Origin of the sequence: Pseudomonas sp. St29 (genome assembly GCF_001547915.1) — a bacterium.
Taxonomy (GTDB): Bacteria; Pseudomonadota; Gammaproteobacteria; order Pseudomonadales; family Pseudomonadaceae; genus Aquipseudomonas.
This window is the reverse complement of sequence record NZ_AP014628.1, coordinates 2,216,291-2,240,251: the sequence shown is the minus strand read 5'-3', so window position 1 is coordinate 2,240,251 and position 23,961 is coordinate 2,216,291. Positions and strand designations below refer to the sequence as shown.

The 23,961-nt window shown below is 61.2% G+C and carries 19 protein-coding genes; 5 read left to right on the top strand and 14 right to left on the bottom strand.

What is annotated here, in order from left to right; translation table 11 throughout:
* Positions 1–8 precede the first annotated feature (8 nt).
* Complete coding sequence (locus PST29_RS10205) at positions 9–2,699, top strand: DEAD/DEAH box helicase (protein ID WP_060842979.1); 2,691 nt, start codon at positions 9–11, stop codon at positions 2,697–2,699.
* Between the two features lie 52 nt (positions 2,700–2,751).
* Here the strand turns inward: PST29_RS10205 and nagZ are convergent, their stop codons facing one another.
* Together nagZ and PST29_RS10195 are read right to left on the bottom strand one after the other, a co-directional pair.
* Positions 2,752–3,750, bottom strand: a complete 999-nt coding sequence (nagZ, locus tag PST29_RS10200; RefSeq protein ID WP_173655934.1) for a beta-N-acetylhexosaminidase — start codon at positions 3,748–3,750, stop codon at positions 2,752–2,754.
* Between the two features lie 183 nt (positions 3,751–3,933).
* The gene (locus PST29_RS10195; RefSeq protein ID WP_060838358.1) at positions 3,934–4,641 is read right to left on the bottom strand and encodes a TetR/AcrR family transcriptional regulator; all 708 of its coding nucleotides are present in this window, start codon (positions 4,639–4,641) and stop codon (positions 3,934–3,936) included.
* Between the two features lie 251 nt (positions 4,642–4,892).
* On the opposite strand from PST29_RS10195, the gene lexA reads away from it, so the two are divergent.
* Complete coding sequence (gene lexA / locus PST29_RS10190) at positions 4,893–5,498, top strand: transcriptional repressor LexA (protein ID WP_060838357.1); 606 nt, start codon at positions 4,893–4,895, stop codon at positions 5,496–5,498.
* Positions 5,499–5,508: 10 nt separating this feature from the next.
* On the top strand, positions 5,509–5,982 hold the full coding sequence (sulA, locus tag PST29_RS10185) for an SOS-induced cell division inhibitor SulA (RefSeq protein ID WP_060838356.1): 474 nt from the start codon (positions 5,509–5,511) through the stop codon (positions 5,980–5,982).
* Between the two features lie 107 nt (positions 5,983–6,089).
* Here the strand turns inward: sulA and PST29_RS10180 are convergent, their stop codons facing one another.
* From PST29_RS10180 to PST29_RS10135, 10 genes are all read right to left on the bottom strand, one after another.
* Entirely contained in the window at positions 6,090–6,323 is a 234-nt protein-coding gene (locus tag PST29_RS10180) for a hypothetical protein (RefSeq protein ID WP_011060267.1), read from the bottom strand.
* 158 nt (positions 6,324–6,481) lie between these two features.
* A complete protein-coding gene (locus PST29_RS10175) occupies positions 6,482–7,039 on the bottom strand; it encodes a LemA family protein (RefSeq protein WP_060838355.1) in 558 nt (185 codons plus the stop codon).
* 3 nt (positions 7,040–7,042) lie between these two features.
* On the bottom strand, positions 7,043–8,059 hold the full coding sequence (locus PST29_RS10170) for a hypothetical protein (RefSeq protein ID WP_060842978.1): 1,017 nt from the start codon (positions 8,057–8,059) through the stop codon (positions 7,043–7,045).
* Positions 8,059–9,102, bottom strand: a complete 1,044-nt coding sequence (locus PST29_RS10165; protein ID WP_060842977.1) for a hypothetical protein — start codon at positions 9,100–9,102, stop codon at positions 8,059–8,061. Before PST29_RS10165 ends, PST29_RS10170 begins: the two co-directional genes overlap by 1 nt.
* A 50-nt stretch (positions 9,103–9,152) precedes the next feature.
* Positions 9,153–9,677, bottom strand: coding sequence for a DUF6586 family protein (locus tag PST29_RS10160; protein ID WP_060838352.1), 525 nt, complete (start codon positions 9,675–9,677; stop codon positions 9,153–9,155).
* 169 nt (positions 9,678–9,846) lie between these two features.
* Positions 9,847–12,459, bottom strand: a complete 2,613-nt coding sequence (gene topA, locus PST29_RS10155) for a type I DNA topoisomerase (RefSeq protein WP_060838351.1) — start codon at positions 12,457–12,459, stop codon at positions 9,847–9,849.
* A gap of 114 nt (positions 12,460–12,573) precedes the next feature.
* Positions 12,574–12,810, bottom strand: a complete 237-nt coding sequence (locus PST29_RS10150; RefSeq protein WP_019093731.1) for a DUF1653 domain-containing protein — start codon at positions 12,808–12,810, stop codon at positions 12,574–12,576.
* 99 nt (positions 12,811–12,909) lie between these two features.
* Positions 12,910–14,085, bottom strand: a complete 1,176-nt coding sequence (gene fadA / locus PST29_RS10145) for an acetyl-CoA C-acyltransferase FadA (protein WP_016964860.1) — start codon at positions 14,083–14,085, stop codon at positions 12,910–12,912.
* Between the two features lie 28 nt (positions 14,086–14,113).
* Entirely contained in the window at positions 14,114–16,261 is a 2,148-nt protein-coding gene (fadB, locus tag PST29_RS10140) for a fatty acid oxidation complex subunit alpha FadB (RefSeq protein WP_060838350.1), read from the bottom strand.
* 562 nt (positions 16,262–16,823) lie between these two features.
* Positions 16,824–17,261: a hypothetical protein gene (locus PST29_RS10135; protein WP_060842976.1), complete on the bottom strand. Its 438-nt coding sequence runs from the start codon at positions 17,259–17,261 to the stop codon at positions 16,824–16,826.
* Between the two features lie 101 nt (positions 17,262–17,362).
* Here PST29_RS10135 and PST29_RS10130 point away from each other — a divergent pair, with 101 nt between their 5' ends.
* A complete protein-coding gene (locus PST29_RS10130) occupies positions 17,363–17,800 on the top strand; it encodes a universal stress protein (RefSeq protein WP_016964862.1) in 438 nt (145 codons plus the stop codon).
* A gap of 79 nt (positions 17,801–17,879) precedes the next feature.
* Here PST29_RS10130 and PST29_RS10125 read toward each other — a convergent pair whose 3' ends face one another.
* The gene (locus tag PST29_RS10125; protein ID WP_060838348.1) at positions 17,880–19,802 is read right to left on the bottom strand and encodes an ATP-binding cassette domain-containing protein; all 1,923 of its coding nucleotides are present in this window, start codon (positions 19,800–19,802) and stop codon (positions 17,880–17,882) included.
* A gap of 213 nt (positions 19,803–20,015) precedes the next feature.
* Between PST29_RS10125 and PST29_RS10120 the strand changes: the two genes are divergently transcribed.
* Positions 20,016–21,944, top strand: coding sequence for a transglycosylase SLT domain-containing protein (locus PST29_RS10120; protein WP_060838347.1), 1,929 nt, complete (start codon positions 20,016–20,018; stop codon positions 21,942–21,944).
* 123 nt (positions 21,945–22,067) lie between these two features.
* Here PST29_RS10120 and PST29_RS10115 read toward each other — a convergent pair whose 3' ends face one another.
* Positions 22,068–23,846 (bottom strand): ABC transporter transmembrane domain-containing protein, encoded by a 1,779-nt coding sequence (locus tag PST29_RS10115; protein WP_162492866.1) that lies wholly within the window; start codon positions 23,844–23,846, stop codon positions 22,068–22,070.
* Between the last annotated feature and the right edge of the window lie 115 nt (positions 23,847–23,961).

Genomic DNA, 23,961 nt, shown 5'->3' with positions numbered 1-23,961 from the left:
AAGTCCCTATGAGCCCGCCCCTGACCAAACCCCTGGCCCCGTCCTGGGTCAACCGCTTCAAGGAACAAACCTTGGAGCGCGGCCGGCGTTATGCCCTGGAAAAGCGCGTGCGCATCGTCAGCGCCGCAGACAGCGCTATCACCGCCAGCTGCGAGGGTTCCAGTGGCAATGTCTACCGGCAGAGCATCAACTTGCGCGAGTCGAGCAAGGGCAGCCTGCTGCTGATCGACACCCATTGCACCTGCCCGGTACGCAGCAACTGCAAACATGTGGTCGCCGTCTTGCTGCAAGTGGAAGAAACCCTGGCCTACCCGGCGGCAGCCAAGGACGCCGAACTGCTGGAGAAACTCTCTGCCGTGCTCGACAGCCGTCGCCCCGCCGCCCTGCCCCAGGTGCTGCTGGAGGACGTGCGTCCAGTGCCGCGCCTGTGGCTGGCCAGCATCGAGTTCAGTGCCTTCGAACCGCGCAACGGCAAGATGCAGCGCTACATCCAGCACCGCGCCGCGCTGTCGTTCAACTACGGGGGCGAGTACGTCAGCGGCCCGAAGAATGCCGATGTGATCATCCGCCAGGAACACCAGAGCCTGCGCATCAAGCGCCAGCCAGAACTGGAGCAAGGCTGGCGCGAACAGTTGCGCAGCCTGGGCTTCAAGATCGCCACCCGGCAGAGCAAGGCCCTGCCGGAAAGCGCCGGCGAACTGTTCGAGATGGTCAACGACAGCGCCTGGCTGACCTTCACCCTCAATGAACTGCCCAAACTGCGCAGCCAGGGCTGGGAACTGCAGATCGACGATGGCTTCGGCTTCGACCTGACCGCGGTGGACGACTGGTATGCCAGTGTCGACGAAGCCCCCGGGCGCGACTGGTTCGACCTGGAACTGGGGATCATCGTCAATGGCGAACGCCTGAGCCTGCTGCCGATCCTGCTCAACCTGATGCGCTCCCACACCGAGATCCTCAACCCTGAACGCCTGGCCAAGCGCCGCGATGACGAGCTGATCCTGGTGAACATTCCCCACCGCCCCAACTCCTTGCACGGCACGCTGCAAGTGGCGCTGCCCTATGGGCGCCTGAAGCCGGTGCTGGCCACTCTGGGGGAGTTCTACCTGCAAGAGCCCGGCGAAACCACCCTGCGCCTGAGCAGCGCCGACGCCACCCGCCTCAACCCGCTGCAGGACCTGCCGCTGCTCTGGGAAGGTGGCGAGCATATCCGCACCTTTGCCCAGCGCCTGCGCGACATCAAGGACTACTCGGCGCCGGTGCCAGAGGGGTTGAATGCCACCCTGCGCCCCTATCAGCAGGAAGGCTTGAGCTGGATGCAGTCCCTGCGCCAGCTGGAAGTGGGCGGCATCCTCGCCGATGACATGGGCCTGGGCAAAACCCTGCAGACCCTGGCGCATATCCTCAGCGAGAAGAATGCCGGGCGCCTGGACCGGCCGTGCATGGTGGTGATGCCCACCAGCCTGATTCCCAACTGGCTGGACGAGGCGGCGCACTTCACCCCGCAACTCAAGGTTCTGGCGCTGTATGGCGCGGGGCGCAAGAAACACTTCGCGCAACTGGCCGACTACGACCTGCTGCTGACCACCTACGCGCTGCTGCCCAAGGACGTCGAACTGCTGGCCGCGCAACCCTTGCATGTGCTGATTCTCGATGAGGCGCAGTACATCAAGAACCCGTCGAGCAAGGCCGCCCAGGCCGCTCGCGAACTCAATGCCCGGCAGCGCCTGTGCCTGTCCGGCACGCCTTTGGAAAACCATCTGGGAGAGCTCTGGTCACTGTTTCACTTCCTGTTGCCGGGCTGGCTTGGCGATGCCAAAAGCTTCAACCGCGACTACCGGGTACCGATCGAAAAGCACGCCAGCGACGTGCGCCTGCAACACCTCAACGGTCGGATCAAACCCTTCCTGCTGCGCCGCACCAAGGAGCAAGTGGCCACTGAGCTGCCGCCCAAGACCGAGATCATCCACTGGGTCGAACTCAACGAGGCGCAACGGGACGTCTACGAAACCATGCGCCTGGCCATGGACAAGAAAGTCCGCGACGAAATCACCCGCAAGGGCGTGGCCCGCAGCCAGATCATCATCCTCGAAGCCCTGCTCAAACTGCGCCAGGTGTGCTGCGACCTGCGCCTGGTCAATGACTCGCCACCGGCGCGCGGCAGCTCCTCGGGCAAGCTGGACAGCCTGATGGAGATGCTCGAGGAGCTGTTTGAGGAAGGTCGACGCATTCTGCTGTTTTCCCAGTTCACCTCGATGCTGAGCCTGATCGAGGCCGAACTGAAACGACGCAACGTTGCCTACGCCCTGCTCACCGGCCAGACCCGGGATCGGCGCACGCCGGTGCGGGATTTCCAGAGCGGCAAGCTGCAGATCTTCCTGATCAGCCTCAAGGCCGGCGGCGTAGGCCTCAACCTGACCGAGGCCGACACCGTGATCCACTACGATCCGTGGTGGAACCCGGCGACCGAGAGCCAGGCCACCGATCGCGCCTACCGCATTGGCCAGGAAAAGCCGGTATTCGTCTACAAGCTGATCGCCCGCGGCACTGTGGAAGAGAAGATCCAACACCTGCAACAGGAGAAATCGGACCTGGCGGCAGGCGTGCTGGACGGGCGCACGGCCGGCGACTGGAAGCTGCAGAGCGAAGACATCGAAGCCCTGTTCGCGCCCTTGCCGGACAAGAAAACCGGCCGCTGAGGCCGGTCAATGCACGGGCACCGGGCAACATGCGGTGCCGTGCCATACCACCTCAATCGATCAACTGCGCGGCCTTCAGCGCTTCAAGAGCCGCGAGCCAGCGCGGGTCCTGCTTGTATTCGAGATTGGCGAACGCCTGGCCGCGCATCCGGGCCAGACGTGGCGACGGCTGCACCTTCAGGCGCTGGGCGGCGCTCAGGGCCAGCTCGGCCGCGGCGCGATCGTTGCACACCAGCCCCATGTCACAACCGGCCGCCAGGGCCGCCTCGATCCGGCTTGCCGCATCGCCGACGACATGGGCACCGGCCATGGACAGGTCGTCGCTGAAGATGACCCCGTCGAACTGCAACTCGCCACGCAGGATGTCCTGCAGCCAGCGTCGGGAGAAACCGGCCGGCTGCGAGTCGACCTGCGGATAGATCACATGGGCCGGCATCACTGCCGCCAACTGCTTGCTCAAGCGGGCGAACGGCAGCAGGTCCTTGGCGCGGATCTCGTCCAGGCTGCGCTCGTCATTGGGAATCGCCACATGGGAGTCGGCCTCGGCCCAGCCATGCCCGGGGAAATGCTTGCCGGTGGCCGCCATCCCGGCGCTGTTCATGCCGCGGATAAAGGCACCGGCCAACAGCGCCGCGCGCTCCGGATCGCCCTCGAAAGCCCGGCTGCCCACCACCGCGCTGCGCTGGTGATCCAGATCCAGGACTGGGGCAAAGCTCAGGTCCAGGCCCACCGCCAGGACCTCGGTGGCCATGATCCAGCCACACTGTTCGGCCAGGTACTCGGCATTCGGGTTGTCGGCCAGGGCACGCATCGCCGGCAGACGGACAAAGCCCTGACGCAATCGCTGTACCCGGCCACCTTCCTGATCCACCGCCAGCAGCAGGTCCGGGCGGATCGCCCGGATCGCCGCACTCAGTTCGCGCACCTGGCGTGGGTGCTCGATATTCCGAGCGAAAATGATCAGCCCGCCCACCTGCGGCTGACGCAGGAGTTGGCGATCTTCAGCCGTCAGCCAGGTACCGGCGACGTCCACCATCAAGGAGCCTTGCAGGCCAGCGGTCATAGAAATTCCTTAAGCACTACGATGCCTTCCAGGCAACGCCGACGAGGCCACACCCACGGGGATGCGGCCGGGGCAAGCAGCGTCGGCACAAGGAAGGCACGGGGATATGAAACGAGAATCGGCATGGGCGGCTAGCTTAGCGGATGTAAGCAGTCGCGCCCACCCGTGGGATCACGCCTTGGCAGCTGCCGGAGCGGTTTTGCTGCGCGGCTTGAGCTGGGCGCTGGCCATGGCTTCGTCGGTGACGCCAGTTTCGGCACGCATGCCGGCAGCGAGGAAAGGCACCATCAAGCGCATCACCTGTTCGATGGAGGTGTTGACCCCGAAATCGGTTTCGGCAATCGCCCGCAACGCCTTGATTCCGGACATGCTGAACGCCGCGGCACCCAGCATGAAATGCACGCGCCAGAACAATTCGATGGGCGGAATACGTGGCGCCGCCTCGTTGACCAGCAGCATGTAGCGGCGAAACACCTTGCCGTACATGTCTTCCAGATAACGCCGCAGATGCCCCTGGCTCTGGCTGAAAGCCAGCCCCAGCAAACGCATGAAAATCGACAGGTCGTTGCCGCTGCGTGGCTGCACCACCAACGCCTGCTCGACCAGGATCTCCAGTAGTTCTTCCAGGCTCGGCTTGCTGTCCGGCTTGGACTGACGCCGCTCCAGCTCACGATCGAGACTGACGCAGAACGGCCCGAGGAAGCGCGAGAACACCGCCTGAATCAGGGCCTTTTTGGAACCGAAATGATAGTTGACCGCTGCCAGGTTGACCCCGGCCTTGCTGGTAATCAGCCGCAACGAGGTTTCGGCAAAACCTTTTTCCGCGAACAACTGCTCGGCAGCATCGAGAATGCGTTCAACGGTTTCCGACTGGGCCATGGCTACTCCGCCTGACAAACACTTGTTTGAAACATACGTTTCAGGCTCATCAATGTCAAGTCCGCGCGCCCCTGCGAAGGCCGTCCGGCGCGCTATTTAATCATACCTGCCGCGGTCTGTAGCCAGCCTTGAGTGCTGGATTGCTACCCCGCAATGACAACCGCCCGGCTGACCACGGCAAATGGAGGATTGCCAAGCGACGTTCACTGTATATAATCCCAGTCACTGTATAAAAAGACAGAGCGATCGACATGCTAAAACTGACGCCACGCCAAGCTGAGATTCTGGCTTTTATCAAACGCTGCCTTGAAGACAACGGCTATCCGCCCACCCGCGCCGAGATCGCCCAGGAGCTGGGTTTCAAGTCGCCCAACGCCGCCGAAGAACACCTCAAGGCCCTGGCCCGCAAAGGCGCCATCGAGATGACCCCTGGAGCCTCTCGCGGCATCCGCATCCCGGGCTTCGAAGCCAAGCCCGACGACACGCTGCCCATCATCGGCCGCGTTGCCGCTGGCGCCCCCATCCTCGCCCAGCAGCACATTGAAGAATCCTGCAACATCAACCCGACCTTCTTCCATCCGCGCGCCGACTACCTGCTTCGGGTCAACGGCATGAGCATGAAGGACATTGGCATCTTCGACGGTGACCTGCTGGCAGTGCATACCACCCGCGAGGCCCGCAACGGCCAGGTGGTGGTGGCACGCATCGGCGATGAAGTCACGGTCAAGCGCTTCAAGCGCGAAGGCAGCAAAGTCTGGCTGATCGCCGAAAACCCTGATTTCGCCCCCATCGAAGTCAACCTGAAAGATCAGGAGCTGGTGATCGAAGGCTTGAGTGTCGGCGTCATTCGCCGCTAAAGGAGGCTCCATGCAGTTCCCCCATACACCACAGCAAGCCCAACTGCCGTTGTTTGAAGCGTTCCTGGCCCAGCCATTGGCGCCTGCGCTCAAAGAAGTGGCCGAGTCGCCCTGGAATAAAGATCCAGAGGCTTTCAGCGAACTGTCGTTACGCGGCGCCGCCGGGAACTGCCTGAACCTCCTGGCCCCCATCCTCAGAGAGTTGAGCCAGGAGCAGGACGCCCGGTGGCTGACCTTGATCGCCCCACCCTCAAGCCTGACCCAAAGCTGGCTGCGGGATGCCGGCCTGAATCGCGAACGCATCCTGCTGCTTCACCCCCGAGGCTCTCAGAGCCCACAGCAACTGGCTTGCGAAGCACTGCGCCTGGGGCGCAGCCACACAGTGGTCAGTTGGCTGAACCCATTGAGCACTAGCGCACGGCAACAGTTGATCAGCGCCGCACGCACGGGCGATGCGCAAAGCCTGAATATTCGCCTGGGATAAACACCGGGAAGTCACTGCACAATGCGCTTGAAAAGCACGAGGCTTCTCCAGGATTGAGAAGCCGAGAAAAATATGACGAACAACCGGAAGAAAACCGATAAACGGGCTTAGTGAAGAACCCGCGGACCGTCTTCCTTGTCGATTTCACCCTCCACCAGGCGTCCGGCCATCTGCACACCGACGCTCAACATGGCCTTGGCCACCTCGACATGCTGACCTTGCAAAAAGGCTTTGGCATCCTCGGAGAAATCCAAAGTAACCAGAGAACCCTCGTCCTCAGCTCTGCGCAGCTCGATACGGCCGTCTGGCAACTCGACAATTTCTAGAAAGGACGTTGGCATAAAGGTCTGGTCTCCACGAAAGGCGGGGATTATATCAGTCATCACCCCCGCCCCGCTCAGGATCTTGCACCAGACGTGGCGCCGTTCAACAGGCATGAGCCCCTGTTCCCTTCAAGAAATGCGGCACTTCAGCCCTCAAAACACCGTGCCAGCCCGCCTCAGAAATTCGGCTTGTATTCAAAACCCGCCGAAGCCTGGCTGTCGGAAAATGGCGTGATCAGCGACTTGTTCAAGCTCAACCGATTAACCAAGGAACCGGGGAACATCTGAATGGAGTTGTTGAAATGCTCCACATTCAGGTTGAACAGGGTGATGGCTCCGCCGATATTGCCTTCCTGCTCGGCAACCTCACGCATCAGGTTGCTCAACAGGGTGGCGGACTTGAGATCCGGATAGGCCTCAAACGCCAGGTTCAAGCCCCCCAACAGGGCTTTGCTGCCCTCGTCGACCGACTTCAACGCATCGCCATCGGCAGCAGATGGCAAGCTGCCAATGGCGCTACGCAAGCCAACGATCTTCTCCAGCAGTTGGCTCTCATACGCCTGAAAACCGGCCACTTGCGGTTCCAGCAGATCCAGCACCTTGATTCGCTGCCGCTGGTAGGTCAGCACGTCCGACCAGGCTCGCTGGGCGCGGTTGTGTGCGCTGACGATCTTGTTGTAGTGCACATAGGCCAGAACGCCCAAAGCGATCGCAATGACCAACAACAACTCCATACCCTATTGCTCCCTTTCATCAGCGACCTTCATCGGAAGGTCGAAATTGTTGTCATGCAATTCCGCCAGTTCATGCACCAGCGCCAGCACCGGAAACAGACCTGGCAACTCCAGTCCCTGCTTGATATTGGCGTAGAAGCCCGATAAGTCCTCGAAGGTTCCAGGATCCTTATAGGCCATGACCTCGGCGTCATCGAAGCTCAGGCACAGACGCCCCTCATTGGAAAATTCCAGGTTCACCTTCTTCAGCCGCCGGCACAGCCTCAGCAAAAAAGCCAGGGTGGTAGGGGTCGCGAACTTGGCACAGGCCAGCTCACTGTCCCCGGTAAAAATGAAGTTTCTGTTGAAGTCATCAGAAGTGGTCTCGAAGACTTTACGCTTTGTACGCTTTTTCTTCGGCAGATCACTGCACACCATCACGCCCGTGACCCAGGGAAAATCCACCACCAGGCTGAAACGATCGAAGCTCTCGTAAACCCGTTCACTTTCGCCATCGGATTTGGATTTGTAGTGGGAATTCACATAACGCAAGTGGTGAAAGACAAAGGGCAACTGATGGCGCGCACCCTGGTAGGTTCCCCCGGCGGAGTCCACGATGCGGCGGCTGTCGTTACCGCGTTCATAGTCCTCGAACTCGCCGCTCAGTTGCGTGAAACGCTCTTCAGCTGTTCCACCCGGGTCCGAAAGGCCATTACTGAGGAATGAACATCGGCGAGCGATCCTCATAGGCAACTCATCAACAGCGGCTTTACGACTCATCCAGATGATCAGACTGGCAACGCCTAAACACGCCGCGATGAACCACATCACCACCACGCCTGCCATGGCCGGGATCGCCGCAACAATCGCCAGCATCACCAGCACCAGGGGCTGGGCATGATCGAACTTCAAGCCGCCCTTGAAGGATTGGAGCCTGCCGATGACCTGCAACAGGTCGTCGTTGGTCCTGGCCCGCGCCACCTCGGCGTCGCAAGTGGCCAACAACCGGACCAGCTCGGCATCATGCTTGAGAAACTGCATCACTCTTCCTTGATCAATTCGCTGGAGTCCACAACCTGTGGGACGACAGCAGCAACAGCATGACCGTCGTGCTGCCAGGCCAGTCGCTCTATCAACCCCAACAGCGGATACAGCTTCGGCAACTCGATGCCCGCCTCGATCCGCTCACGAAAGACCGTCAGATCACTCAACGCCCCCGGATCGGCATGGGCCATGATGTCTTCGTTGTTGAAGCTCAGGCAGAGCCGTCCCTGGCCAGAGAACTCCAGATTGACCCCATGAAGCTGACGCGAAAGTTCCAGCAGCAGGTCCAGCGTCGCAGGCGTGGCGAAGCGTTCACAAGAGGCCGGGTCATTGCCGCGCAGCACAAAGGTCTGATTGAAATCCTCGCGATCGGTCTTGAAGGGCTGCCCCGACAGCTGTATTTCCAGGGGGCTGGATCGAAGTGCAATCTCTCTCACCCAGGGAAAATCCACCACCAGACTGTAGCGCTGGTAGTTCGTGTAAACCGTCTTGAGGTCTCCACCGGCCCCGCGCTCCCAACTGGAGATCACATATCGCAGCTGGTGATACTCGAATGCCAGCGAATGTCGCTCTCCTCGATATACTCCTTGGAGCGAGTCCAGGATACGGCGCCGCTCACTCTCGCTGCCCCGACGGTAATCGGTGAATTCATTGTCCAGTCTCTTCAGGCGCCAGTCGGCGCTACTGTCGAATTCCCTCAAGTCATTGCCAAGCATCATGCACTTGCGGGTAATGCTCGCCGCCAGATCGGTCGATACCCCAGAGATACCTTTGCTGACCCGATAGCTGAAGAAACACAAAGCCACAAACACCCAGAACATCCCGCCCATGCCGTCCATCAGCAACGCAGCCGCAAGCGAAGCAAACGCCAGCACCAGAAGCGTTATTGACTGCGCATGATCGAACGCCAGGCCGCCGGGGAATACCTCCAGCCGGTCAAGCACCTCAAGCAGGTCCGCCTTGGACTGAGCGTTGATGACTCGCATCTGGCAATCGCCCAGCAGGCGTACCAGCGCCTGGTCACGCAAGAAGAACAACATGCATCTTCCTTGATCAATTGAAGGCGCCGCCCGTCAAGCGACGCTCAGGCTCAACACTCGTTCAAGCCATCTCGAAAACGAATGGCCAGGGCCTTGAGATTCTGCCGCCAGCTCTCCAGTTCTTCCCGGCTCAGTTCCGGCGCCGGCTCCGGCTCGTCCAGATTAACCGCCACAATCAGCGGCTGGGTCACGTCACCCTTGGGCTTGTGCGGCGCTCGCGGCGGTTGAAACAGCTCGTTGTAAGCGGACAACAGTTGCGCCAGCCAGGTCTGTGGACTCTGCGCCAGCTCCAGCAGTTCCGCCAGTTCGGGAATGGCAATGCTGTCCAGCACCTCACGATTAAGGATCTGCTCGACCCGGGCAGCACTGGCCTGTGGCAGACGGTAGAACCCGGCGATCTCGTGGCATAGCCCCAGCAAGGCACCGTAGAGATGGAACAGCACCGACTCGCGCCCCGCCTGGACCAGCGCCTGGGCATTCATCGCCCGCCCCTCTTCGGCCCGAGCCAGGGCTTCGAGCGCCAGGCCGGCAAAGTAGATTTTCTGATTGGTACGGGTATAGAGCTCGTGGGCCATGTAGGCAGCCTCCACTACAAGAAGAGAACCAGATGCGGATGGCACAGTTTCAAGGATCACTCCCGCGCACCGCAAGGCAAAAAAAAGGCCGCATGACTCCCAGCGGAATCATGCGGCCCTGTACGGCGCCAATTCGAGGAGCAAGCAAGCCCCTCGACACAATCAGTGCCTAGCGCTTGTCTTCGACCTTCCAGGTGCCACCGTCGTAGAACGCGCGCCAGCCGGTAGGCTTGCCATCAACCTCGGTCTGCACGTACTGCTCCTTGGTCTTGCGGCTATAGCGCACCACCGCAGGACGCCCCTCTGGGTCCTTCTTCGGTGCTTCGCAGAGGAAGTGGTACTTCGGATCAATCTCGTCCTTGTGCGGGATCAACTCCAGCACCAATGGCGCCCGGGTTTCACGGTTTTTCGGGAACTGGCTGGCAGCCAGGAACAGGCCCGAAGCACCGTCGCGCAGGATGTAGGTGTCGTTGACCTTCTCGCATTTCAGCTCAGGCATCTTCACCGGATCCATCTTCGGCGGCGCCGCATCACCGCTTTTCAGCAGCTTGCGGGTGTTCTTGCAAGTGGCGTTGGTGCAACCGAAGAACTTGCCGAAACGACCGGTCTTGAGCTGCATCTCGCTGCCGCACTTGTCACATTCCAGGCTCGGGCCCTCGTAGCCCTTGATCCGGTAGCTGCCCTCTTCGATCTCGTAGCCGGCGCAGTCCGGGTTGTTGCCGCAGATGTGCAGCTTGCGCTTTTCATCCAGCAGGTAAGCGTCCATCGCCGTGCTGCAGATCGGGCAACGGTGCTTGCCACGCAGTACCAGGGATTCGGATTCGCCCTCGTCGTCCGCGGCGATCTCGTCGCCCGGCACCAGGTTGACGGTGGCCTTGCAACGCTCCTTGGGTGGCAGGCTGTAGCCCGAGCAACCGAGGAACACACCAGTGGAGGCGGTGCGAATCTGCATCGGCCGACCGCAGGTCAGGCATGGAATATCCGTCATGACCGGCTGGTTGGCGCGCATGCCGCTTTCGGCGCCCTCGGCCACTTCGAGTTTCTTCTTGAAGTCGCCGTAGAACTCATCAAGGACGTTCTTCCAGTCGCGCTCGCCCTGGGCCACGTCATCGAGGTTCTCTTCCATGCCGGCGGTGAAGCCGTAGTCCATGAGATTGGAGAAGCTTTCGGAGAGACGTTCGGTGACGATGTCACCCATCTTTTCCGAATAGAACCGACGGTTGTGCAGGGTTACGTAGCCGCGATCCTGAATGGTCGAAATGATCGCCGCATAGGTCGAAGGACGACCGATGCCGCGTTTTTCCATTTCCTTCACCAGGCTGGCTTCGGAATAGCGCGCTGGCGGCTTGGTGAAGTGCTGGCTTGGGTCGAGCTTGATCAACTTCAGCACTTCGCCCTGGGCCATGTCCGGCAGCACATCGTCATCACCTGGCTTGCTGATCTGCGGCATGACCCGGGTGTAGCCGTCGAACTTGAGGATGCGGCCCTTGGCGCGCAGCTCGAAGTCCCCAGCAGCCACGCTGACGGTGGTGGACAGGTATTGCGCCGGCAGCATCTGGCAGGCGACGAACTGGCGCCAGATCAGCTCGTAGAGCCGCTCAGCGTCACGTTCCATGCCCGACAGTTTGCTTGGATGGGTGTTGACGTCGGACGGACGAATCGCTTCGTGCGCCTCCTGGGCCCCTTCCTTGCTGCTGTAGACGTTGGGCGAGGCCGGCAGGTACTTGTTGCCGAACTCGTCTTCGATATAGGTCCGCGCCATCGCCACGGCATCAGCCGAGAGGTTGGTGGAGTCGGTACGCATGTAGGTGATGTAGCCGGCCTCATACAGACGCTGGGCCATCATCATGGTCTTCTTCACCCCGAAGCCCAGGCGGTTGCTCGCGGCCTGCTGCAGGGTGGAGGTAATAAATGGCGCTGACGGCTTGCTGCTGGTGGGCTTGTCTTCACGCTTGGCGACGCTGTAGGCCGAAGCCTTGAGCTTCTCCAGGGCAGCCATGGCCTGGGTTTCGTTGAGCGGCTTGAAGGCTTCACCGTTCTCGCGAGCCACTTCGAAGCGCACCTTCGAGCCCTTGGCAGTGCCCAGGTCGGCGTGGACTTCCCAGTACTCTTCCGGAATGAAGGCGCGAATCTCACGCTCGCGCTCCACCACCAGCTTCACGGCTACCGACTGTACACGACCGGCGGACAGGCCACGGGCAATCTTCGCCCACAGCAACGGGGAGACCATGTAGCCCACCACACGGTCAAGAAAGCGCCGGGCCTGCTGTGCGTTGACCCGATGAATGTCCAGCTCGCCCGGCTGGGAGAAGGCTTCCTGGATCGCCTTCTTGGTGATTTCGTTGAACACCACGCGCTTGTAGCGGCTGTCATCACCGCCGATGGCTTCCCGCAGGTGCCAGGCAATGGCCTCCCCTTCGCGGTCCAAGTCCGTTGCGAGATAGATGGTGTCGGCATCCTTGGCAAGGCGGCGCAGCTCTTCGATGACCTTTTCCTTGCCAGGAAGGATTTCGTACTTGGCCTTCCAGCCGTGCTCGGGGTCGACGCCCATGCGCGACACCAGCTGCTTGCGCGCTTTTTCCTTCGGCGACAGGGCCGCAGTTTCGCCCGCAGCGGCCTTGCCACGCTTGGCGGCCGGCTCTTTGGCGGCACTGGCCGAACCGCTGGTGGGCAGGTCTCGGATATGGCCGATACTCGACTTCACCACGTATTGGTTGCCCAAGTACTTGTTGATGGTCTTGGCCTTAGCCGGGGATTCCACAATGACCAGCGATTTGCCCATGGATCGGAAAATTCCTGAATTCGAGAAGAGAAAGGCGGTTGGCGCCTGACGCGGCCCCGCTATATATAGTGGCAACAAGGTGAGGTCAAGCGCAGGGTACTGCGCGACTGGCACTTATGCCGGTGAAAAAAGACTGGGTTCGGCCTGCACCAAAGCAAAGCGTGGGACCTGCTCGCCGTCAACTTCGACCGACTCCAGGAACATGCTCAAGGGGCGTACCCAAAAACCGTAATCCCCATACAGGGCTTGATAGAACACCACTTCTTCTTCCGTTTCCGAGTGCCGCGCCACGCTGAAAACGCGGTACTGCGGCCCCTTGTAATGCTGATAGAGCCCGGGTTGTAACTGCATGCTCTGGCCCTCGTGCAATTCTTTTCAAAATAAAAACAAATAAATCCGCAGAAAAACAAAAACCGGGGCACAGGGCCCCGGCTTCCATCCACCCAACGCTTAAACGCGTTCGAAGACGGTCGAGATGCCCTGGCCAAGGCCGATGCACATGGTGGACACACCGAAGGTGCCGCCATTCTGCTTCATGACGTTGAGCAGGGTCCCGGAGATACGTGCACCGGAGCAACCGAACGGGTGACCCAGGGCGATCGCGCCGCCGTGCAGGTTAACCTTCTCGTTCATCTTGTCGAGCACTTTCAGATCTTTCAGCACTGGCAGGGCCTGTGCGGCGAAAGCTTCGTTGAGCTCGAAGAAGTCGATGTCGTTGATGCCCAGGCCTGCGCGCTTCAGGGCTTTCTGCGTGGCCGGTACTGGACCATAGCCCATGATCGCCGGATCCACACCCGCCACGGCCATGGAACGGATCACCGCCATCGGCTGAATACCCAGATCCTGAGCCCGCTGGGCCGACATCACGATCATGCACGAGGCACCGTCGGTGATCTGCGACGAAGTACCGGCAGTCACGGTACCGCCCTTGGGGTTGAACGCCGGCTTCAAGGCCGCCAGGCTTTCCAGGGTGGTTTCGGGACGAATGGTTTCGTCGTAGTCGAACAGTTTCAGGAAACCGTTCTCGTCATAGCCCTGCATCGGGATGATTTCGTCCTTGAACTTACCTTCCACGGTCGCCTTGTGGGCGAGCTGGTGGGAACGCAAGCCAAAGGCGTCCTGCTGTTCGCGGGTAATGCCATGCATCTTGCCCAGCATTTCGGCAGTCAGGCCCATCATGCCCGAGGCTTTCGCCGCGTACAGGGACATGTGCGGGTTCGGATCGACACCGTGCATCATGCTCACGTGGCCCATGTGCTCGACGCCGCCCACGACGAATACGTCACCGTTGCCGGTCATGATCGCCTGCGCTGCAGTGTGCAGCGCACTCATGGACGAACCGCACAGACGGCTGACGGTCTGGCCAGCCGAAGTATGGGGGATCTGGGTCATCAGCGACGCCATGCGCGCGATGTTCCAGCCTTGTTCCAGAGTCTGGTTGACGCAGCCCCAGATCACGTCCTCGACTTCCGCCGGATCGACCTTGGTGTTGCGCTCCAGCAGTTTGCTGATCAGGTGCGCCGACATGTCTTCGGCGCGGGTGTTGCGGTGCATGCCGCCCTTGGAGCGGCCCATCGGAGTACGACCGAAGTCGACAATCACGACGTCTCTAGGATTCAAGCTCATATGTTCACTCTCGCTCTAGTGTGGGCGCTTAACCGAAGAAGCTCTGGCCGTTCTTGGCCATTTCACGCAGCTTCGCGGTCGGGTGGTACAGCGCGCCCAGATCGGCGTACTGGTCGGCCAGGGCAACGAACTGGGCAACACCGATGGAATCGATGTAGCGCAGCGCACCGCCACGGAATGGAGGGAAACCAATGCCGTAGACCAGGCCCATGTCCGCTTCGGCAGCGGTTTCGACGATGCCGTCTTCCAGGCAACGAACGGTTTCCAGGCACAGCGGGATCATCATCCAGTTGATGATGTCTTCGTCGGTGACTTCACGCTGCTCGTAGACAATCGGCTTGAGCACTTCCAGTACCGATGGATCGGCAACCTTCTTCTGCTTGCCCTTCTTGTCGGTTTCGTAGGCGTAGAAACCCTTGCCGTTCTTCTGTCCCAGGCGCTTGGCCTCATAAAGCACGTCCACGGCCGAGCGGCGGTCGTCCTTCATGCGATCCGGGAAACCTTCAGCCATGACGTCGCGACCGTGGTGGCCGGTGTCGATACCGACCACGTCCATCAGGTACGCCGGGCCCATTGGCCAGCCGAATTTTTCCATGATCTTGTCGATGCGCACGAAATCCACACCGGCGCTGACCAGCTTGGCGAAGCCGCCGAAATACGGGAACAGCACGCGGTTGACCAAAAAGCCCGGGCAGTCGTTGACCACGATCGGGTTCTTGCCCATTTTCTTGGCGTAGGCAACGGTGGTGGCAACGGCCAGCTCGCTGGACTTCTCGCCACGGATCACTTCCACCAGCGGCATCATGTGCACAGGGTTGAAGAAGTGCATGCCGACGAAGTTTTCCGGACGCTTGAGGGCCTTGGCCAGCAGGCTGATGGAAATGGTCGAGGTGTTGGACGCCAGGATGGTGTCTTCCTTGACCTGAGCTTCCACTTCGGCCAGCACGATCTGCTTGACCTTGGGGTTCTCGACCACGGCTTCGACCACCAGGTCGACGTTGCCGAAATCGCCGTAGGACAGGGTCGGACGAATGCCGTTGAGCACTTCAGCCATCTTCGCGGCGGTCATGCGACCCTTGTCAACGCGGCCCACCAGCAGTTTCGCGGCTTCCGCCAAACCCTGCTCGATACCGTGCTCGTTGATGTCCTTCATCAGGATCGGCGTGCCTTTGGACGCCGACTGGTAGGCGATGCCGCCCCCCATGATGCCGGCGCCGAGTACGGCGGCCTGCTTCACGTCCTTGGCGATTTCGTCGTAGGCCTTGGCCTTTCTCTTCAATTCCTGGTCGTTGAGGAACAGACCGATCAGGCTTTGTGCGGCCGAAGTCTTGGCCAGTTTGACGAAACCGGCTGCTTCCACTTCCAGGGCTTTGTCGCGACCGAAGTTGGCCGCTTTCTGGATGGTCTTGATCGCTTCGACCGGTGCCGGGTAGTTCGGGCCGGCCTGGCCAGCCACGAAGCCCTTGGCGGTTTCGAACGCCATCATCTGCTCAATGGCGTTGAGCTTGAGTTTTTCCAGCTTCGGCTGACGCTTGGCCTTGTAGTCGAACTCGCCGGAAATGGCGCGCTTGACCAGGGCCAGAGCGGCATCCTTGAGTTTCTCGGGTGCAACCACAGCATCCACGGCACCGACTTTCAGCGCGTCTTCGGCACGGTTTTCCTTGCCGGCGGCGATCCACTCGATGGCGTTGTCGGCACCGATCAGGCGCGGCAGGCGCACAGTACCGCCGAAGCCCGGGTAGATGCCCAGCTTGACTTCCGGCAGACCGATCTTGGCGCTGGCGGCCATGACGCGGTAATCCGCTGCCAGGCACATTTCCAGGCCGCCCCCCAGGGCGATGCCATTGATCGCGGCAACGGTCGGCACATTGAGGTCTTCGAAATCGCTGAAGATCTTGTTGGCTTCGAGGTTGCCAGCCACCAGCTCGGCATCCGGCAGCTTGAAGTTATCGACAAACTCGGTGATGTCGGCGCCGACGATGAACACGTCTTTGCCACTGCTGACGATCACGCCCTTGATCGAAGCATCTGCCTTGATGGTGTCAACAGCCTGACGCAGTTCGTTCAGGGTTAGACGGTTGAACTTGTTGACGGACTCACCCTTGAGGTCGAAATTCAATTCGACGATGCCACTTTCAAGAGCCTTAACCGTGATGGCTTTACCTTCGTAAATCATCAACTGATCTCCACGATATGGAAGCTGAACAGTACACGTCGGACGCTGACTTCTGGCTTGGCACTAACGTCACCGTCGATGCTAACGCCATTCCGCCAGGCACACCCGCCAACGCGATAGTCGGGATTCTGTACAGAGCCGCCTGCGATGCAAACGCTCATTTCATACGCCCGTTTGATTTGGGTACGCCACATTCAGGGAAAATCCGCCAATTGTCAATCGTACAAAACACTGTTTGAAACGCGACTTTGCGGTCACTTCATCGCTCCCCGGACCTTCAACACGGCCCCGCATTCAAGGCCATTCATAGGATCAATATTTAGAAAAATCGCCCTAAATCCCCCGACCTCAAGGAGCAAGTACGACTAAGCTGGGGATATATCTGAAGAAATGACCAGAAAACATTTATCGAATAAAGCCACTGCCCAGACAGCAAAAAGCCACCCGAAGGTGGCTCCAACCCGATTACCGGCCTGCCTGGCCATCCCGCCCGATGTTGAGTCGGGCTTTTTATTGCCCAGCGCCCAGCCCCACCCTGCCCCGGACGCGCGCCTCGAAGGCCTCAGGCCAAGGCCTTGAGCACCGAGGCGATGTTCTCCAGGACACCGACCTCGCCACGCTCGTTCCAGTACAGGGCAATCAGCTGCTTGTCCGCTTCAACCTTGAACACCCCGGACGGCAACGTCTGCAGGTGCTGGAGAAGCAGCTCGTCGACACAAGGCTCACGCCATTGATTGACCCAGCAACCGGGAGCTGTCTGCCAATAACTCCAGCAGGCCGATTGCGCGCTACGCCGCGGGCGGTGGTACTGCGGGCACGGATTGGGGGGCTCCTGCCCCAACCAATGTGGCCACTCCTGAGGCGCCAGCTGCATGGCCAGGCCCATGCGCCGCGCCTCCATGCGCAGGGCGATCAGGCCGCTCTGGCGGCGCGAGGGACGCAACCACGCCAGCGGACTCAGAACCACCGCAAGGATTGACACCACTATCCAGACCGTCATATCAGTACTCTCGATTTTTTGATGAGCGGGGCCTGGGCAAAACCAACCCGCTTGAAAGCAGCCATACTTGAAGCTATTGCAATCCTCAGGAGGAGCGCCTCATGTCCTACCACCATATTCTGGTCGCCGTAGATCTAACCGAAGAGTGCGATCCTGTTATCCACCGCGCTCGCGAGCTGTCGGTGAGCAATGGGGCCAAGCTGTCCCTGGTGCATATCGTCGAACCCATGGCCATGGCCTTCGGCGGCGATGTCCCCATGGACCTTTCGCAACTGCAGCAGCAACAGTTCGACCAGGCTCGGGAGCGCCTGGATCGACTGATCCACAAGTACCCGGAGCTGACCAAGGAATACAGCCACCTGACCTACGGACAGCCGCGCCAGGAGATTCACCACCTGGCCAAGGAGCAGGAATGCGACCTGATCGTGGTCGGTAGCCATGGCCGCCACGGCCTGGCGCTGTTACTGGGCTCCACCGCCAATGACGTTCTCCACGGCGCGCCTTGTGACGTGCTGGCGGTGCACCTGGTCAAGCGCTGAATACCGCCACCGGCACGCCAGCGGCCTCGACAAAAAGCCCGACTCTGAAGTCGGGCTTTTTTTATTGCTCAGCGGTCATTCAGGCATCCAGCTCGGCCCAGCGCTCGACCATCTGCTCCAGCTCGGCATTCAACTGCTCCAGCCGGGCGATGACCGCAGCGGTTTCCGCCACCGGGCGCTGATAGAAACCGGCATCGGCCATTTCCGCCTCGACCCCGGCAATCTGCTGTTCCATCGCTTCGATCTGCCCTGGCAACGCCTCAAGCTCGCGTTGCAACTTGTAGCTGAGCTTCTTCTTCGCCGCCGGAGCCTCCTGCGCGGGGGCCGGCGCCGCGGCTTGTACCGGCGCCACCACGGCGGAATTCAGCTCGGCCTTGCCGGACTTGTTCTCGGTCACGCCCAGCAACCGAGGCGAACCGCCCTGACGCAGCCAATCCTGATAACCGCCAACGTACTCGCGAACCTTGCCCTCGCCTTCAAAGACCAGGGTGCTGGTCACCACGTTGTCGAGGAACGCCCGGTCGTGGCTGACCATCAGTACCGTGCCCTGGAAAGTCAGCAGCACTTCCTCCAAAAGCTCGAGGGTTTCCACATCCAGGTCGTTGGTCGGCTCATCGAGCACCAGCAGGTTGGCCGGCTTGCTGAACAACTTGGCCAGCAACAGACGGGCACGCTCACCACCGGACAGCGCCTTGACTGGCGTACGGGCACGTTGCGGGCTGAACAGGAAATCACCCAGGTAGCTGAGCACGTGACGGCTCTGGCCATCGATCTCGATGAAGTCGCGACCTTCGGCGACGTTGTCGATCACGGTCTTTTCCAGGTCCAACTGGTGGCGCAACTGGTCGAAGTAGGCCACGTCGATCCGTGTACCCTCTTCCACCTTGCCGCTGCTGGGAACCAGGCCACCGAGCATCAGCTTGAGCAAGGTGGTCTTGCCAGTGCCGTTGGCGCCCAGAAGGCCGATACGGTCGCCGCGCTGCAGGACCATGGAGAAGTCCTTGACCAGGAACGGACCATCCGGGTGAGCGAAGCTGACGTTCTCCAGCACCATCACCTGCTTGCCGGACTTGTCTGCGGTTTCCAGCTGAATATTGGCCTTGCCGGTACGCTCGCGGCGCTCACTGCGCTCCACGCGCAGCGCCTTGAGCGCACGCACGCGGCCTTCGTTACGGGTACGCCGGGCCTTGATGCCCTGGCGAATCCACACTTCTTCCTGGGCCAGGCGCTTGTCGAACAGCGCGTTGGCGGTTTCTTCCGCCGCCAGCATGGCTTCCTTGTGCACCAGGAAGCTGGCGTAGTCGCCGTTCCAGTCGATCAGGCCACCGCGATCCAGTTCGAGAATGCGAGTGGCCAGGTTCTGCAGGAAGGAACGGTCGTGGGTAATAAAGAGGACCGCGCCCTGGAAATCCTTCAGCGCCTCTTCCAGCCAGGCAATGGCGCCGATGTCCAGGTGGTTGGTCGGCTCGTCGAGCAGCAGCAGGTCCGGCTCGGACACCAGGGCCTGGGCCAGCAGCACGCGACGACGCCAGCCGCCGGACAACTCGGCGAGGGTCTTGTCGGCGGGCAGTTGCAGACGGCTCAGGGTGCTGTCCACCAGTTGCTGCAGGCGCCAGCCGTCACGGGCTTCGAGGTCGTGCTGGACGTGCATCAGTTTTTCCAGATCGGCGTCGGTGACGATGTTCTGGCTCAGGTGGTGGTACTGGGCCAGCAGCTCGCCGACACCGTCCAGGCCCTGGGCAACCACGTCGAACACGGTCCGCTCGTCGGCCACCGGCAATTCCTGGGGCAACTCGCCGATCTTCAGACCGGGTGCGCGCCATACGGAGCCGTCGTCGGGCTTCTGATCGCCCTTGACCAGCTTCATCATGCTGGATTTGCCAGTACCGTTACGGCCGATGATGCACACCCGCTCACCACGGGCGATCTGCCAGGACACCTTGTCCAACAACGGCATGGCGCCGAAAGCAAGGGACACATCGCTGAATTTGAGCAGGGTCATGTTCTTCTCCAAAAACCGGGCGCGCATTCTACCTGACTTGAGCCCGCAGAAGGCCGGCTATTTCGCCGCCGGCCACCCCTGAGGCACTTTTGTTGCCAACTGATGCCAAGGGTTCGGCAAAGCTTTCACCGGTTGCTGGCAAAAGGCTAAGCTAGTGAGCAATCAGTGTTGGCCTTGTCGGCACTTGTCATGATTTCTCTGCCCGGATGTCTCATGCGCAGTCGCCTTTTCAGTGTTTTATCTTGCCTGCTTCTCACCGCCGCAGCCGTCCAATCCGCCCAGGCGGCAGACCTGACTCTACAACGCCAGTATTACGATGAAGCCAAGCGCGCCCTGGCCAAGGGTGATTCCGGCCCCTACTTCCGTTACGCCGATGCGCTGCGCGACTACCCGCTGGAACCCTACCTGGCCTATGACGAGCTGACTGCCCGGCTGAAATCCGCCAGCAACGCCGAGATCGAGAAATTCCTCGCCGAACATGGCGATCTGCCCCAGGCCAACTGGATGAAACTGCGCTGGTTGCGCTGGCTGGCCGAACGCGGCGATTGGGCGACCTTCACCAAGTACTACGACCCGAAACTCAATTTCACCGAGCTGGATTGCCTCAACGGCCAGTACCAGCTGGGACACAATCTCAAGGCCGAAGGCTACGCCGCCACCGAAAAGCTCTGGCTGACCGGCAAATCCCAACCGGCCGCCTGTGACGCCTTGTTCGCGCAATGGGCCGCCGAAGGCCAACTGACCGAACAGAAACGCTGGCAACGGGCCAAACTGGCGGCCGAAGCCCGCAACTATCCTCTGGCCAACAGCCTGGTGAAGAGTATGACCAGCCTGGCGCCTCAGGGTCGCCTGCTGGTCGACGTGGCGCAAAAACCCGAACTGCTGAGCCAGCCCTCGCGCTTCCAGCCGGCCGATGAGGCCATGTCCGATGTGGTCGGCCTCGGCCTGCGCCGACTGGCACGCCAGGACCCTGACAAGGCCATGGCCCTGCTGGACGGCTATGCCAGCAGCATGCACTTCTCCCGCGACGAAAAAGTGGCGATTGCCCGCGAAATCGGCCTGACCCTGGCCCGGCGCTTCGACAGCCGCGCCCTGGACGTGATGACCAAGTACGACCCGGAGCTGCGCGACAACACCGTGTCCGAATGGCGCCTGCGCCTGCTGTTGCGCCTGGCACGTTGGGAGGATGCCTATCAGTTGACCCGCAAGCTGCCTCAGGACCTGGCCAGCACCAACCGCTGGCGCTACTGGCAGGCTCGCAGCCTGGAGCTGGCCCAGCCGCAAAACCCTCAGGCCCAGGCGCTGTTCAAGGGGTTGGCCCGGGAGCGGGACTTCTATGGCTTCCTCGCCGCCGATCACGCCAAGGCCCCCTATCAGCTGAACAACCAACCGCTGATGCTGAGCCAGGCGGTCATCAACAAGGTCCGCAATACCCCGGGCGTGCGTCGCGCCCTGGAGTTTCATGCCCGAGGCCAGATCGTCGACGGGCGCCGCGAGTGGTACCACGTCAGCCGACACTTCAACCGCGACGAAATGGTGGCCCAGGCCAGGCTGGCCTACGACCTGAAGTGGTACTTCCCGGCCATCCGCACCATCAGCCAGGCTCAATACTGGGATGACCTGGACATCCGTTTCCCAATGGCTCACCGCGACACCCTGGTGCGCGAAGCCAAGGTCCGCGGCCTGCATTCCAGCTGGGTGTTCGCCATCACCCGCCAGGAAAGCGCCTTCATGGACGACGCCCGCTCCCACGTCGGCGCCAGCGGCCTGATGCAACTGATGCCCGGCACCGCCAAGGAAACCGCGCGCAAGTTCAGCATCCCCCTGGCCTCGCCCCAGCAAGTGCTGGACCCGGACAAGAACATCCAGCTGGGCGCCGCCTACCTGAGCCAGGTGCACAGCCAGTTCAACGGCAACCGGGTGCTGGCCTCCGCGGCCTACAACGCGGGTCCCGGGCGGGTGCGCCAATGGCTCAAGGGCGCCGATCACCTGAGTTTCGATGTGTGGGTGGAAAGCATCCCCTTCGACGAAACCCGCCAGTACGTACAGAACGTGCTGTCGTACTCGGTGATCTATGGGCAGAAGCTCAATTCACCGCAGCCGCTGGTGGACTGGCATGAGCGCTACTTCGACGACCAGTGACCCCGCCCCTCCACAAGCCCGCAACGATGCGGGCTTTTTATTGGGCCAGCTCCTGGCTCGCCCGCGAAGAAACCGTCGAACTGGGCGCCAGCCTGTTGGACGCTTTCGCCGGCAAGCCGGCTCCTACACCGCTGCCTGAGGGCCGTCGCTGAATTGCAGGGCCGCCAGGCGCGCATAGAGCGGACTGTTGGCGATCAGTTGCTGATGAGTACCCACCGCCACCAGCTTGCCCTGATCCATGACCGCAATGCGGTCGGCATTCTTCACCGTGGCCAGGCGATGGGCGATCACCAAGGTGGTGCGGTCCTTCATCAGGCTGGGCAAAGCCTGCTGAATCAGATGCTCGCTCTGCGCGTCCAGGGCGCTGGTGGCTTCATCCAGCAACAGGATCGGTGCGTCCACCAACAATGCCCGGGCGATTGCCAGGCGTTGCCGCTGGCCGCCGGAGAGCCCCAAGCCGCCATCTCCCAGATGGGTCCGGTAGCCATCGGGCATCTGCTCGATGAACTCGTGGGCATAGGCGATCTTCGCCGCGTCCTGAACCTCGGCCAGGGTCGCGTCAGGCTTGCCGTAGCGGATGTTCTCTTCGATGCTGCCGTAGAACAGCGCCGGGTTCTGCGACACCAGGGCAAAGCAGCGGCGCAGATCCTGCGGGTCGAGCTGGGTCAGGGGGACGCCGTCCAGCAGGATCCGTCCCCGCTGTGGATCGTAGAAACGCAGCAACAGGTCATAGAGAGTGGATTTGCCCGCGCCCGAAGGCCCCACCAGCGCCAGGGTTTCCCCGGCCCGCACCGTCAGAGTCAAACCGTCGACGGCATAGCGATCCGGTCGCGACGGGTAGGCGAACCCCAGGTCCTCCAGTTGCAGCTCACCACGCACCCGCGCCGGCAGGCTCACCAGCCCGCTGTCGGGCGGTTGGATGCGGCTGTCCGCCCGCAGCAATTCGGCAATGCGTTCCGCCGCCCCCGCGGCCCGCTGCAACTCGCCAATCACTTCACTCAAGGTGCCGAAGGCACTGCCGACGATCAGGCTGTAGAAGACGAACGCTGCCAGCTCACCGCCGGAAATGCGCCCGGCAATGACATCCATGCCGCCGACCCAGAGCATCACACCCACCGCTCCCAGGACCAGGACGATCACCAGGGTAATCAGCCAGGCACGCTGGACGATGCGCTTGCGCGCCGTATCGAAGGCTTCCTCCACTGTCACGGCGAAACGCTGCTCGTCCTGGGCCTGGTGGTTATAGGCCTGGACCGTCTTGATCTGGCCGAGGGTTTCCGAGACGTAGCTGCCAACATCGGCGATCCGGTCCTGGCTCAGGCGCGACAGGCTGCGGACCCGGCGACCGAAAATCAGAATCGGCGCCAGCACCAGCGGCAAGGCCACCACCACGATACTGGTGAGCTTGGGGTTGGTGACAAACAGCAAGACAATACCCCCCAGCACCATCAGCGCATTGCGCAGGAACAACGACAGCGAGGAGCCGATCACCGACTGCAGCAAGGTGGTGTCCGCCGTCAGCCGCGACTGGATCTCCGAACTGCGGTTGTTCTCGTAAAAGCCGGGGTGCAGGTAGATCAGGTGATTGAACACCTGGCGCCGGATGTCCGCCACACAGCGCTCGCCAATCCACGACACCAGGTAGAAACGCACAAAGGTGCCCACCGCCAGGGCCAGGACCAGCAGCAGGAACAAGCCAATGGACTGATTGAGCAAATGCGGCGACTGGGTCATGAAGCCCTGGTCCACCAACAGCCGGATGCCCTGCCCCATGGACAAGGTGATGCCGGCAGTGACAATCAACGCCAGCAAGGCGCCCAGCGCCTGCCAACGGTAAGGAGCAATGAAGCGGCTGGCCAGATGCAGCGCCCGGCGGTGACGAGAAGAGAGCATGCAGTTCATCCATTGACGCGCCGGCGACTGATCCGCTGCAGCGGCGGCAACGAGATGAATTCGCAGGAACTTTGCTAAATCACAATGAGTCAGGTTGATTATGACCGCTGACACTAGAGCCTAG